The sequence below is a fragment of the Pseudomonas sp. genome, from assembly GCF_035497915.1.
In the GTDB taxonomy this organism is placed as follows: domain Bacteria; phylum Pseudomonadota; class Gammaproteobacteria; order Pseudomonadales; family Pseudomonadaceae; genus Serpens.
Genome location: NZ_DATJCS010000030.1, coordinates 53,537 through 66,321, shown reverse-complemented (window position 1 = coordinate 66,321; position 12,785 = coordinate 53,537). Strand labels below are relative to the sequence as shown.

Annotated in this window: 12 protein-coding genes; 10 read left to right on the top strand and 2 right to left on the bottom strand. The window is 66.7% G+C overall.

Annotated features, from left to right (window positions below; all coding sequences use genetic code 11):
• Positions 1 to 399 (bottom strand): phosphoenolpyruvate carboxykinase (ATP) (locus VL129_RS09365; protein WP_325412383.1); only part of this gene is annotated, 399 nt, incomplete at its 3' end.
• A gap of 177 nt (positions 400 to 576) precedes the next feature.
• Entirely contained in the window at positions 577 to 1,470 is an 894-nt protein-coding gene (gene hslO, locus VL129_RS09360; RefSeq protein ID WP_325412381.1) for an Hsp33 family molecular chaperone HslO, read from the bottom strand.
• A gap of 253 nt (positions 1,471 to 1,723) precedes the next feature.
• On the opposite strand from hslO, the gene VL129_RS09355 reads away from it, so the two are divergent.
• From VL129_RS09355 to VL129_RS09310, 10 genes are read left to right on the top strand one after another with little or no spacing between them, the layout of a single operon-like run.
• The gene (locus VL129_RS09355; RefSeq protein WP_325412379.1) at positions 1,724 to 3,082 is read left to right on the top strand and encodes a UDP-glucose dehydrogenase family protein; all 1,359 of its coding nucleotides are present in this window, start codon (positions 1,724 to 1,726) and stop codon (positions 3,080 to 3,082) included.
• Positions 3,079 to 4,143 (top strand): NAD-dependent epimerase, encoded by a 1,065-nt coding sequence (locus VL129_RS09350; protein ID WP_325412377.1) that lies wholly within the window; start codon positions 3,079 to 3,081, stop codon positions 4,141 to 4,143. Before VL129_RS09355 ends, VL129_RS09350 begins: the two co-directional genes overlap by 4 nt.
• A gap of 14 nt (positions 4,144 to 4,157) precedes the next feature.
• Positions 4,158 to 4,898 carry a sugar transferase gene (locus VL129_RS09345; protein ID WP_325412375.1) on the top strand — a complete coding sequence of 247 codons (741 nt, stop codon included), beginning with the start codon at positions 4,158 to 4,160 and terminating at the stop codon, positions 4,896 to 4,898.
• 39 nt (positions 4,899 to 4,937) lie between these two features.
• Positions 4,938 to 5,609: a CpsD/CapB family tyrosine-protein kinase gene (locus tag VL129_RS09340; RefSeq protein ID WP_414705180.1), complete on the top strand. Its 672-nt coding sequence runs from the start codon at positions 4,938 to 4,940 to the stop codon at positions 5,607 to 5,609.
• A gap of 11 nt (positions 5,610 to 5,620) precedes the next feature.
• Entirely contained in the window at positions 5,621 to 6,625 is a 1,005-nt protein-coding gene (locus tag VL129_RS09335; RefSeq protein WP_325412373.1) for a polysaccharide biosynthesis/export family protein, read from the top strand.
• Between the two features lie 5 nt (positions 6,626 to 6,630).
• Positions 6,631 to 8,223, top strand: coding sequence for a GumC family protein (locus VL129_RS09330; RefSeq protein ID WP_325412371.1), 1,593 nt, complete (start codon positions 6,631 to 6,633; stop codon positions 8,221 to 8,223).
• A complete protein-coding gene (locus VL129_RS09325) occupies positions 8,196 to 9,311 on the top strand; it encodes a glycosyltransferase family 4 protein (protein ID WP_325412369.1) in 1,116 nt (371 codons plus the stop codon). Before VL129_RS09330 ends, VL129_RS09325 begins: the two co-directional genes overlap by 28 nt.
• A complete protein-coding gene (locus VL129_RS09320) occupies positions 9,302 to 10,684 on the top strand; it encodes an O-antigen ligase family protein (protein WP_325412367.1) in 1,383 nt (460 codons plus the stop codon). Before VL129_RS09325 ends, VL129_RS09320 begins: the two co-directional genes overlap by 10 nt.
• Positions 10,681 to 11,649, top strand: coding sequence for a glycosyltransferase family 2 protein (locus VL129_RS09315; RefSeq protein ID WP_325412365.1), 969 nt, complete (start codon positions 10,681 to 10,683; stop codon positions 11,647 to 11,649). The genes VL129_RS09320 and VL129_RS09315 overlap by 4 nt, the downstream gene beginning before the upstream one ends.
• A complete protein-coding gene (locus VL129_RS09310) occupies positions 11,642 to 12,778 on the top strand; it encodes a glycosyltransferase family 2 protein (protein ID WP_325412361.1) in 1,137 nt (378 codons plus the stop codon). The genes VL129_RS09315 and VL129_RS09310 overlap by 8 nt, the downstream gene beginning before the upstream one ends.
• The last annotated feature ends 7 nt before the right edge of the window (positions 12,779 to 12,785 follow it).

The following is a 12,785-nucleotide window of genomic DNA, read 5'->3' as shown; positions in this document are numbered from 1 at the left end:
GTTGTAGGTGTGCGGGTTGATGAACAGCTGACGGCCGAACAGGTTCTGCCAGGCGGTCTGGGTGGTCATCTTGACCGGCAGGTAGTGCTCGCCGGCCGAGCCGACGTGCACATGGGAGACGAAATGATCCTGGGCGTTGTTGAACGCCACGACGCGGTCCCACAGGGCGTCGAACTTGTCGGCGGGGAAGGGGCGGTTGATCGCGCCCCAGCCGATCTGCTCGCGGGTGCTCGGCTCGTCGACGATGAAGCGGTCGGCCGGAGAGCGCCCGGTACGATGGCCGGTACGAACAACCAGTGCACCGTTGGCAGCCAGTTGGCCTTCGCCGCGGCGCAGCGCTTCCTCGACCAGCTGGGCGGGGCTGATATCGGTGTAAACAGTAGTGTTACCTTGCGTCATGTGCGTCCTCGTCGGCGGCTGCCGAGCCCTCTCTGTTGCTGTGTAGTGCCCGCCAGGGTTCCACTACAGAAAAAAAGTGCTGCGGATTATGCCAGAAACGCAGCGCCTTAGGGAGCGCTTCAAATGAAGGCTAACTATCGCTTCGATTGAGCCAGCCTCTTGAAGGCTCGCCCGTCCTCAGTGCCGCGTCAGGGACGGCTGGTCGCTGCCTCCGCCGGCGAACAACTGGGCCAGATCGGCGGCATCGAACAGGTAGCGGTGGTTGCAGAACTGGCAATCGATGCTCAGCGTGCCGCCTTCTTCCTCAAGCAACCGGCGCGCATCGTCCTCGCCCAGGCTGACCAGTGCCCGCGCCGAACGCTCGCGCGAACAGCTGCACCGGAACTCTAGCGGCAGCGCGTCGAACAGGCGCACCTGTTCCTGGTGATACAGGCGATGCAGCAGGGTCTCGTTGTCCAGCTCCAGCAGCTCTTCGGCACGCAGGGTGTCGGCCAGGGTGGTGACATGCTCCCAGGCGGCCTGACGCTCCTCCGGGTCGCGCAGCCGGTCGGCCGGCAGCGCCTGGAGCAGCAACCCGCGCGCGCGCCGGCTGTCGGATTCCAGCCAGAAACGTGTGGGCAACTGCTCAGAATTGACGAAATACAGGCTCAGGCATTCGGCCAGATCGGCACCGTCCAGCGCCACGATGCCCTGATAGCGCTGGCCTTCCTTCGGATCGACGGTCAGTGCCAGCACCCCCTCGGGCATCAGCTCGCGCAGGCCCGCCTGCGCCTCGATCTGCTCGGCGTGGTAGCGGGCAATGCCGCGCACCTCGCGCTCGCTGGAACACTCCACCATCAGCAACGGCACCGGACCGGACGAGCGCGCCTGCAGCACCAGCAGGCCTTCGAACTTCAGGTTGCCGGCCAGCAGGGCGGCCGCCGCCAGCATTTCGCCCAGCAGACGGGCCACCGGCTCGGGATAGGCATGCTTGGCCAGCACGTGCTGATAACTGTCTTCGAGCGCGACCAGTTCGCCGCGCACGTCGTTGTCATCGAAGAGAAACCGCTGGGAAAAATCGAAATCGGACATCGGCAAGCCCTTGTGAGGCCGCACGAAGGCGGCGTCACGCTGCAAGGAAAACGCGAATTCTAGGTGCTTTCCCCTCCGCCTTCCAAGCCAGCCGGAACCAGGCCGTTTTTTCACCATTCGTCGCCTGCAGATTTTCCAGGGTGATCTACGCTGCCAGCTCCGCCGAACAGGGGTCCTGGTTCCTTGACAGTTTCCCGGACCCATCACCTATACCTGTAGGCGCAACACATACCTTGCCGAAGGGGCGCTAGACATGGATGTAAGCGTATTCGGTACCGGCTACGTAGGATTAGTCCAAGCCGCTACCATGGCCGATGTCGGCCACCGCGTCGTTTGCGTCGACATCGACGCCAACAAGATCAAGCAACTGCAGCGTGGCGTGCCCACGATCCACGAGCCGGGCCTGTCGACCCTGCTCGAAGACAACCTGAAGGCCGGCCGCCTGTCGTTCAGTACCCAGGCCAGCGACGCCGTCGCCCATGGCGAGCTGATCTTCATTGCCGTGGGTACGCCCCCGGACGAGGATGGGTCGGCCGATCTCAGCCATGTGCTGAACGTGACCCGCGAGATCGCCGCGCAGATGCAGGGCGATCGCACGCTGATCATCAAATCCACCGTCCCGGTGGGCACCGCCCATCAGGTCGAACAGACTGCCCATGAGGAGCTGACCCGCCTGGGCAAGCAGCACCTGCGGGTGCGCATGGTCTCCAACCCCGAATTCCTCAAGGAAGGCAGCGCGGTCGCCGACTGCATGCGCCCCGACCGCATCATCCTCGGCACCGACGACGAGCAGGCCCGTGTCCAGCTGGCCGAGCTCTACGCGCCGTTCTGTCGCAACCACGACAAGCTCATGTGGATGGACAACCGCAGCGCCGAGCTCACCAAGTACGCGGCCAACGCCATGCTGGCCACGCGCATCAGCTTCATGAACGAGCTGGCCAACCTCGCCGAACGCCTGGGCGCCGACATCGAGGCGGTGCGCAAGGGCATCGGTTCCGATCCGCGCATCGGTTACCACTTCATCTACCCCGGTTGCGGCTTCGGCGGTTCCTGCTTTCCGAAGGACATCCGCGCCCTGCTGCACACCGCCGAGCGCAGCGGCATGCCGCTGCGTCTGCTGCAGACCGTCAGCGACATCAATGACAGCCAGCGGCACATCCTGCTGGCCAAGCTGCGCCAGCAGTTTCCGGAAGGCCTGGCCGGCAAGGCCATCGCGCTCTGGGGCCTGGCCTTCAAGCCGAACACCGACGACATGCGCGAGGCGCCCAGCCGCTACCTGATGGAAGCGCTGTGGCGCGAAGGCGCCACGGTGCGCGCCTACGACCCGGAAGCCATGGCCGAATGCCGGCGCCTGTATGGCCATCGCAGCGACCTGGTGCTCTGCCCGACCCGCGACGACACCCTGCTGGACGCCGACGCCCTGGTGATCTGCACCGAATGGAAGGCCTTCCGCGTGGTGGATTTCGACTGGCTCGCCAGCCAGTTGCGCGCACGGGTGGTCATCGATGGCCGCAACCTCTACAACCCGGCCCAGGTGGCCGGCGCCGGCCTGCACTACCTGGGCATCGGCCTGCCTCACATCGCTCCCGTCAGCCAAGCGAGCCCACAATGAAGATCCTGTTGACTGGAGCCGCCGGCTTCATCGGCGCGCATTGCGCATCGCGCCTGTTGCGCGACGGGCACCGGGTGGTCGGCGTGGACAACTTCAACGACTACTACGACCCCGCCCTCAAGGAGGCGCGGGTCGACTGGGTGCGCGAACAGGCGGGCGATTTCCCGCTGCTGCGCCTGGACCTCGCCGATGCCCAGGCCACTGCCGAGCTGTTCGCCGAAGTCCAGCCCGATGCCGTCATCCACCTGGCCGCCCAGGCCGGCGTGCGCCACTCGCTGCATCAGCCACGCGCCTACACCAGCAGCAACATCGAGGCGTTCCTGAATGTCCTCGAAGGCTGCCGCGCCAACCCCGTCGAGCACCTGCTGTATGCCTCGTCCAGCTCGGTGTACGGCGCCAATCAGCACACGCCCTATTCGGTGCATGACAACGTCGACCACCCGCTCTCGCTGTACGCGGCGACCAAGAAGGCCAACGAGGCGATGGCGCATGCCTACAGCCATCTGTTCGGCATTCCCTGCACCGGCCTGCGCTTCTTCACCGTGTACGGCCCCTGGGGGCGGCCGGACATGTCGCCCATCCAGTTCGCCCGCGCCATCAGCGCGGGGCAGCCGCTGCAACTGTTCAACCACGGTCAGCACCAGCGCGACTTCACCTACATCGACGACATCGTCGAGGGGCTGGTGCGCCTGCTCGATCATCCGCCGAGCCCCGATTCGGCCTGGGATCGGGACCGGCCGGATCCGGCCAGCAGCATGGCGCCCTGGCGGCTGCTCAACATCGGCGGGCAATCGCCGGTGGAGCTGCTGGAATACGTCGCCACGCTGGAAAGACACCTGGGACACCCGGCCCAGGTGCAGCTCAAGCCCCTGCAACCTGGTGATGTGCTGAGCACCTGCGCGGATGCCAGCGACCTGCAGCGGCTCACCGGTTTTTCGCCACGGATCGGCCTCGACGAGGGAATCGCCCGGTTCGTGGAGTGGTTTCGCGCCTACTACCACCCGGACGCATCTGCCCGGCCCGGCGCCGTTTCGCCCGGGCAGATCGCCCTGACTCGTTGAGGAGACCGTTCGGCATGACTGCTTCGCATAGCAAACCGTTGCTGGGAACCCGCGAAAAGCGCCTCGATCCCGCCTTGCGCAAGACGATCGGGGAGAACCTCTACATTCAGGACCGTGGCTGGATTACCGGGCGCGCCGGCGGCAGGCCGTGGAACCTGTCGCGCACCAAACGCTGGCTGGACGCCGCCGGCGCCCTGCTGCTGCTGGTGCTGCTGGCGCCACTGCTGCTGGGCATGGCCTTGCTGATCAAGTGGCAGGATCCGGGCCCCGTGTTCTTCATTCAGCAGCGCACCGGTTACCGCGGCCGCCGCTTCGGCATGTTCAAGTTCCGCACCATGGTGGCCAACGCCGAAGCGCTCAAGGAGTCCCTGCGCCATCTCAACAAGCACGGCGCCGACTCGGTCGACTTCAAGATCGACAACGATCCGCGCATCACGCCGATCGGCCGCTGGCTGCGCCAGACCAGCCTCGACGAGCTGCCCAACCTGATCAACGTGGTCCTCGGCGACATGCGCCTGGTCGGGCCGCGCCCCACCTCCTTCAACGCCTCGCGCTACCACAGCCATCACCTCGGCCGGCTCAGCACCTACCCGGGCATGACCGGACTCTGGCAGATCTCCGGACGCAGTGACGTGGATTTCGACGACCGCGTGCACCTGGACATGCAGTACATCCGCCAGCAGGGGCCCCTGCAGGACCTGCAGATCCTGCTCAAGACCCCCGCCAAGGTGCTTTCCGGCCATGGGGCCGGTTAACGCCCGCATCGCATCGTTTCTTACCTGGAGCAGCCGTACATGAACATGCTCAGCGCCAACGAAGTCGGACTCCCCGTGGAGCGCGACAAACCCATCCTCGAAGCCAGCGAGAGCAACCTGATCGCCACGGTTCTCGATCCGGCCTGCCGAACGCTGCTGATCACCGCGCCCAACTCCGGCTGCGGCGGCACCACCAGCGCCCTGACCCTGGCCCGCCAGCTGGCGCTGTCCAGCGCCGGCAAGGTGCTGCTGGTGGATGCCAGCCCGTCGCCGCGCGGACTGACCTCGCTGTTCCAGCTCAACGGCGCGCCCGGGCTGCTGGATCTGCTGGCTGGCGACGACATGCCGGAGCGGCTGGGCCAGTGCGTGTATCCGCACCCCGACCAGCCCTTCGACGTGCTGCCGCTGGGCGTTCCGCAGGGCCGCAACCGGCATCTGCCGCACGAGCGTATTCCGCAGCTGTTCAGCGCCCTTTCGGCGGATTACCGCTTCGTGGTGATCGATGGCGAAGCCATCTACTCCAGCAGCTACAGCCTCGGCCTGGCCGCACGGGTCGACGGGGTGATCCTGGTGGTGCGCGGCGAGGAAACCCGCTGGGAAGTCGCCCAGGCCGCGGTGCAGCGCCTACGCCAGGCCAACGCCAACCTGCTGGGCAGCATTTTCAATGCACGCCGCTACTACACGCCGAAATGGCTGTATCGCTATCTGTGAGGGAGACCAGGATGAACGCCACGAAAGGACTCGCATCAGCCCTGCTGCTGGGCACGTTGCTCGGCTGCAGCAGCCAGGAGCGCATCATGCAGGCCCAGATTCTCTCGGCGCCCGAGGAGCTGGCCGGGCGCACCGAAATTCTGCCGGTCCGCCAGGTCCTGCGCCCGCATGATGTGCTGGAGGTGATCTATCACATCGCCCTGGACTCCAACGCCGCCTACCGGATCCAGAGCGGCGACCAGCTGGAACTGAATTTCGTCTCCGCCCGCGGCATGAGCGGCTCCAAGACGGTCATGCCGGACGGCACGGTCAGCCTGGAATACGTCGGCTCGGTGAAGGTTTCCGGCCTGACCGTCAAGGAAGTCGAGGCCAAGCTGGTCGATCTCTATTCCCAGACCCTGCGCAACCCGATCATCTCCGCCTCGGTGCCGCGCGCGCAGAGCAACCTGCAGAACCTGCGCGACACCCTGTTCAGTCCCGGGGGCGGCATGAGCCGCGAAATCACCATCGGCCCGGACGGCCGGGCGACCTTCCCGATGCTCGGCAGCATGGCGCTGGCCGGGGTCACCCTCGACGACCTGCAGCAGACCGTCAGCCGCCGCTACGCCTCCGAAGTCGGCCCGCTGAAGGTGGACGTGCTGCTCAAAAACAGCGCGGCCAACGAGGTGTTCGTGCTCGGCGAGGTCGGCCAGCCGGGCGCCTACGCGGTGCGCCGGCCGATTTCCGTGCTCGAGGCGCTCACCCTGGCCCGCGGCTATACCCCGCGCTCCAACCTCAGCGAGGTGATGGTGGTCAACCGCCAGGGCGACCAGGTCATCTCCCGCACCTACGACATCAAGGCGGTGCTCAAGGACAAGGCTGCGGCCATGGCCTATCTGCAGCCCGACGACCTGCTGTTCATTCCCAAGACCGGGCTGGCCGAGGCCGGCGACACCGTCCGCCAGCTGTCCGACCTGATCCTCTTCAGCGGCTTCAACTTCGGCTTCAGCTATGAAGTCAACAACGGGAACGACTAGACGTCATGAACCAGACCGAAAACTACCTGCATGAATTCCTGCGGATATTTTTTGCCAACCGGCGGCTGATCAAGCGGGTGTTCCTGTTCTTTGCGGTGATCACCCTGCTCATCCCGGTGCTGGCCAAGCAGACCTTCGATGTCACGGCGGAAGTGCTGGTCCAGTCCAAGAAACTTCCCCAGATGGACCCCAGCGGCGGCGCGCTGAACAAGCTCAGCGACGTGTTCGTGCCGCCGACGCTGATCGACATGGAAACGGAGAGCAGCATCCTGCGCTCCCCGGCACTGATCCGCCGCACCGTGGAGCAGCTGTATGCCGAAGGCCATTTCCAGGAGGAGCCGGGGCTGCTGAAGCGCTGGGTGACCGACCCCCTGCGCCGGCATGTCGTCGAGCCGTTCCAGGCGCACGTGCTCAACCCGCTGCGCGAGGTGTTTGGCCTGGAGGCCGAGCCGATCCGCGACAACCTGTTCGACAACCTGGCCCTGATGGTGCTGGAGGACCTGGAGATCCAGACGCTGCCCGGCTCGAACGTGATCAGCGTGGCCTACAGCGCCGGCGAGCCGGTGTTCGGCACCCTGTTGATCAACCGGCTGCTGGATACCTATCTGGTCCATCGCCAGGAGCTGTATTCGAACGACCTGCCGCTGGATTTCTACGAGCAGAAGAAGCTGCAGTACCAGGAGCGCCTGAAGGGCCTGGAGGCGCAGCGCCTGACCTTGCTCGAAGGTGCCAAGGCCGCCAACCCGGACGAGGAGATCACCTTCCTGCTTAGCGCCATCAACCAGGAGGAGCTGAACCTCAGCCAGTACCGCGACCGCGCCCTGGAAGGCAATCGCTGGCTGGAGTACCTGCAGAAGAGCCTGAACGTGGCCAGCCAGGCACGCCTCAACGACTACAGCTTCCCCTACACCTTCGCCCAGACCCTGGAAAACTCCATCTACGACGATCGCGAAATTCGCCAGCTGGGTGACCGGCTGATCGAGCTGGTCAGCCAGTACGGCACCGAAAGCGACATTTTTCAAGCTGACAGCGTGCCGATGCAGACGCTGCGCGCGCAGATCCAGCGCGCCCGCCAGCAGTTCCTGCAGGTGGTGAGGAACCGGATCCAGGAGCGGGAGAAGAACCAGGAAATCGTCACCGGGGTGATCGCCCAGAAGAGCGAACGGGTCACCGAGTACAAGACCCGCATCCGCGACCTGCAGGGCATCCAGTCGCAGCTGCGTCAGCTGAACACGGAAATCGAGGCGCTGCACCAGGCATTCTTCGCCTATACCCAGCGCTACGAGGAGAGCCGTACCAGCGACGTGCTGGGCGCGCTATCCAACGCGCGCATTCTGACGCGGCCGTTCGAACCCACCCAGGCCACCTTCCCGGTGCCTTCGAAGGTCATTCCGCTGGGCCTGCTGACCGGCCTGTTGCTGGCCATCGCGCTGGGCTACATCCGCGAATTCTTCGACCACCGCTTCAAGCACCCCGGCCAGATCGGTCAGCAGTTGGGTCTGCCGGTGCTGATGACCATCGACGCGGATGATCCCGACCAACCCGATTCGCACAAGACAGGACGTCTGCCATGGATTCGGCACTGGGCCGCGAGCTGACCGCGACCGTAGATGCACCGCCGCAGGTCGTGCATCTGCTGAGCAGCGGCGGTTTCTATGGGCTGGAACGCATGCTTCTCGATCATTGCCTGCACGTACCGGCAAGCCATCAGGTGTGGCTGCTCGACGGGCCCGACAGCCTGCTCCAGCGCTTCGCCACGGCCGGCGTGGACATCCGCCGCTGCGGCGGCGGGCCGCGCGAGCTTCTGCGCGCCGTGCGCCAGGTCGGGCCGGGGCTGATCAACGCCCACGGCTTCAAGGGCCTGGTGCTCGGCTGGCTGGCCGCCTGCCGTTTTGGCCTGCCGCTGGTCGCCACCCAGCACGGCTTCACCCCCAGCAACCGCAAGCAGCGACTGTACACCTGGCTGACCCTGCAGCTGTGCCGCACGCCGCAGGTGACGAGTGTGGTCTGCGTGGCCGACAGCATTGCCCGCCTGCTGCGCCGGGCCGGCGTACGCGAGAGCAAGCTGCACGTGTTGCCCAATGGCCTGCCGGCGAGCGACGCACGAGCGGCGCAGCGTCCGCCGCTGGCGCCGCCGGCGCCGCTGCTGGGCTTCGTCGGCCGGCTCAGCCTGGAAAAGGGCCCGGACCTGTTCGTCGAGCTGGCCATCGCGCTATGCGCGCGCCACCCCGCGTTGTCCGTGGTGCTGCTGGGCGAGGGGCCACAACGGGGCGACCTGGAGGCGCGTATCGCGGCGGCCGGACTCTCCCGGCGCATCCTGCTGCCCGGCTACCAGGACCACATGGCTGACTGGCTGGGTGCCCTGGACGCACTGGTGCTGAGCTCGCGCACCGAGGGCACGCCCATGGTGCTGCTGGAGGCCATGCAGCTCGGCACGCCGATCGCCGCCTTCGCCGTTGGCGGCATACCGGATGTGCTGGCCCATGAACAGTCCGCGTTGCTCAGCCCGGCCGGAGATCTGCCCCACCTGATCGCCCAGACCGAACGCCTGCTGAACGATTCCGCGCTGCGTCAACGCCTGGTCGCGTGCGCCCGGCAGGTGCAGCAGGAGCGTTTTCACCTGCCTGGCCAGACCGAGCGCTGGAGCCAGCTTTACCATCGCGCGGGAACCCCATCATGGCGTTGATACTTCCGCTGTCCCTGCTGCTCGGCCTGACCATCGCCGTGCTGCTGGCCGGCCCGCTGCCCTTTGTGGCGCCGCTGCTGGCTCCGGCGCTGATCGCGCTCGGCGTGCTGTACAAGCGACCCGCCTGGGGCATCCTCGGCCTGGTGGCCATGATTCCGGTCGAAGGCCTGTTTCCCCAGGGCAGCGCGATCACCGGCGGCAAGCTGGTCGGCTACACCCTGATCCTGGTGGCGGCGCTGCAGTTGCTGCTGCGCCAGCTGCCCGAACAGCGGCTGCGCAGCAACCTGTGGAAACTGCTGCTGCCCTTCCTGCTCTGCTATGTGCTCAGCATTCTCTACAGCCGGCACGTCCCGCTGTCGCTGGAAACCCTGCGCCAGCTGTCGGTCGGCCTGTCGCTGTTCGGCCTGACCCTGCTGCTCTACAAGGAGCTCGACCTGCTCTGGCTGGCCCGGCTGATGGTGCTGGGCGTCAGCGTCAGCGGCGTGATCGCGCTGGACAACATCGACGAACGTACCGGTCGCTCCCTGGGGCTGCTGGCCGACCCCAACTACTTCGCCCTGCTGCTGACCTGCGCCATCCCGCCCGCGCTGCTGCTGACGCTGCGCGCGCGCCATCTGCTGCTGCGGCTGTTCTGGCTCGGCCTGCTGGTCTTCCTGGTCTTCGGCCTGACCAAGACCGGCTCCCGCTCGGGCTTCCTGATCTTCCTGGTCTGCCTGTTCGGCACGCTCTGGCACTTTCGCACCTACCGCCGGCACATCCAGCCACGCCACTTCGGCTTCATCCTGCTGGCGCTACTGATCGGCACGCCGCTGGCCTTCCAGGCGCTGCCGGACGAGTATGTCGAGCGGGTCAAGACCCTGGCCTTCATCAAGCAGGGCGTGCGTTCCTACGACGACCCCTCGCTGGGCCGGCGCACCTCCTATCTGGTGGTGGGCGGCCAGGTGATCGCCGCGCACCCGCTGCTCGGCTCCGGACCCGGCACCTTCCCGCTGGAATACGCCCAGTCGGGCTTCGCGGTGGCCTTCTCGCTCAGCCCCAACGATCCGAACCTGCACCGCGTCGCCCACAACACCTACCTGGGCATGCTCGCCGAGGTCGGCTTGCCCGGCGGCCTGCTGTTCATCGCCCTGATCGCGCTCGGCCTGAAGAACTTCCAGCATGCCCGCGCGCACTGGCTCCGGGCTGGCGACGACCAGAAGGCCCAACTGGCGGCCTTCATGGGCCTGACCTTCCTGGCGCTGAGCATGTTCCTGCTGTTCCTCAGCAGCCCCAACAGCAAGCTGCTGTGGATCCTGCTGGCGATCTCCAGCGGCATGCGCCTGGAAACGACCGAAACGCCAGCACCCGGCCGGGCGGAGGTCCGCCCCGCATGAGCCATACCCTCAGCGTCATCATTCCCATGTTCAACGAGGCGCGGCACATCGCCCGCACCCTCGAAGCGGTCCGCAAGGCCGCCGAGCGCGCCGCCTGCGCGTGGGAAGTCATCGTCGTCGACAACGGCTCCAGCGATGCCGGCCCCCGCATCGCCCGCGAATGGGGTGCCCGGGTACTGGCCTGTCCGGGCATCAGCATCGGCGCCCTGCGCAACCGCGGCGCCGCCCTGGCAAAGGGCGAATGGCTGGCCTTTCTGGATGCCGACATGCAGGTCCCGGAGAACTGGCTGGTGACCTGGAGCCGGGTGCAGGCGCAGAACCGCGCCGAAGTGCTCGGCCTGGTCCACCGCCCGCCAGCCCAGGCGCCGTGGTATGCCCGCGCCTGGCTGCAGCGCGTGGGCAGCGCCCGCGAGCAGGCCGGGCTGCGCGACTGGCTGCCTACCGCCAACCTGTGCCTGCCGCGCAGCTGGTTCGAGCGGGTCGGCGGCTTCGACGAGACACTGCGCACCGGCGAGGACAAGGACCTCAGCCTGCGCCTCGGCCAGGCCGGCGCGCGCCTGCTCAGCCTGCCCGATCCCGCCGTGCTGAACTGGGGTTTCGAAAGCACCTGGAGCGAATGGCTGGGCAAGGAACTGTGGCGCCAGTGCAGTCATGTTCAGTTGCTGCGCAAGAACGGCCCGAGTCTGCGTTTGCTGCGCTTCCCCTTGCTGGCCTGCGGAATCTGGCTGCTCGACCTGCTGGCCCTGATCGCGCTGGTTCAGCAGCAGTGGCCGGCGGCCCTCGCCCTGTTCGCCCTAGGCCTGGCCCCCGCCCTGGGCCTGGCCCTGCGCGAAACCTACAGCCGCCTTGCTCCCCGGCTGACCACACAGCTCTGGTTGCTGCACTGGTTGCGCCTGCATGTCACCGGTGCCGGCCTGCTGTTCGGCCTGCTCAATCTCACCCCACGGAGGCCCGCTCGTGGCTGAATTCGTTTTCTGGCTGTGCCTGTTGCTGCCCGTCTATGCCTACCTGGGCTATCCGCTGCTGATCGGCCTGATCGCCCGCTTCAGGCCGGCGCCGGTGCGCCCGGCTGAATGCTCACCGAGCGTCAGCATCATCATCGCCGCCCATAACGAGGCCGAGCACATCGGCGCAAAGCTTCAGACGCTGCTGCAGCAGGATTACCCGCCCGAGCAACTGCGGATCATCGTCGCCAGTGACGGCTCCTCAGACGCCACGGTTGCCGAGGCACACGCCATCGCCGACCCGCGCATCGAGGTTCTCGACCTGCCCCGCCAGGGCAAGGCCCACGCCCTGAACGCCGGCGTGGCGGCGGCCCGTGGCGACATCCTGGTGTTCACCGACGCCGACAACCGCTGGGCCAGGGATTGCCTGAGCGAACTGATGCGCGCCTTCAGCGATCCTCGGGTTGGCGCGGCCGGCGGGCACATCGAGATTCCACACAGCGGCGCCCACCTCGGGCTCGGCGATCAGCTGTACCGTCGTTACGAATCCTGGCTGCGCCGTGCAGAAAGCCGTGCCGGCTGCCTGGTGTCGGTGGATGGCGCCCTGCTGGCGCTGCGCCGCGAGCTGTTTCAGACGATTCCGGCGGACGTCACCGATGACTTCTACATCAGCACCAGTGCCGCCGTGGCCGGCCAGCGCATCGTCTTCGTGGAGTCCGCCCAGGTGCTCGACCAGGGGGTGGATGATGCCGACAAGCAGTTCCGCCGCCGGCTGCGCGTCACGGTGGGCGGCCTGCAGAGCCTGGCCCAGCGGCGCGAGCTGCTCAATCCCTTGCGCTACGGCAGCTACGCACTGGCCCTGATCAGTCACAAGCTGATCCGCCGTCTGGCCCCGCTGCTGCTGATTCCGCTGCTGCTCAGCAACGTCTGGCTGTGGCCGCAAGGCACCTTCTTCCAGGCCACCCTGGTCGCCCAGCTCGGCGCCTACCTGCTGGCCCTGGCGGGTCTGTTCGACCGCCAGCGCCGCCTGCCCAAGCCGTTCCGCCTCGCCGCCTTCCTGCTGGTGACGCTGGCCGGCATGAGCCTCGGGCTCTGGCAATTTTTGCGCGGGCAACGCTACAGCCTGTGGAATCCCCAACAGAATCGCTAAGGGCTTG

Coding starts and splice junctions, on each gene's coding strand:
- VL129_RS09355 (WP_325412379.1), top strand. CDS start 1,724: ATGGATGTAAGCGTATTCGGTACCGGCTACGTAGGATTAGTCCAAGCC.
- VL129_RS09315 (WP_325412365.1), top strand. CDS start 10,681: ATGAGCCATACCCTCAGCGTCATCATTCCCATGTTCAACGAGGCGCGG.
- VL129_RS09320 (WP_325412367.1), top strand. CDS start 9,302: ATGGCGTTGATACTTCCGCTGTCCCTGCTGCTCGGCCTGACCATCGCC.
- hslO (WP_325412381.1), bottom strand. CDS start 1,470: ATGTCCGATTTCGATTTTTCCCAGCGGTTTCTCTTCGATGACAACGAC.
- VL129_RS09330 (WP_325412371.1), top strand. CDS start 6,631: ATGAACCAGACCGAAAACTACCTGCATGAATTCCTGCGGATATTTTTT.
- VL129_RS09325 (WP_325412369.1), top strand. CDS start 8,196: ATGGATTCGGCACTGGGCCGCGAGCTGACCGCGACCGTAGATGCACCG.
- VL129_RS09345 (WP_325412375.1), top strand. CDS start 4,158: ATGACTGCTTCGCATAGCAAACCGTTGCTGGGAACCCGCGAAAAGCGC.
- VL129_RS09350 (WP_325412377.1), top strand. CDS start 3,079: ATGAAGATCCTGTTGACTGGAGCCGCCGGCTTCATCGGCGCGCATTGC.
- VL129_RS09335 (WP_325412373.1), top strand. CDS start 5,621: ATGAACGCCACGAAAGGACTCGCATCAGCCCTGCTGCTGGGCACGTTG.
- VL129_RS09340 (WP_414705180.1), top strand. CDS start 4,938: ATGAACATGCTCAGCGCCAACGAAGTCGGACTCCCCGTGGAGCGCGAC.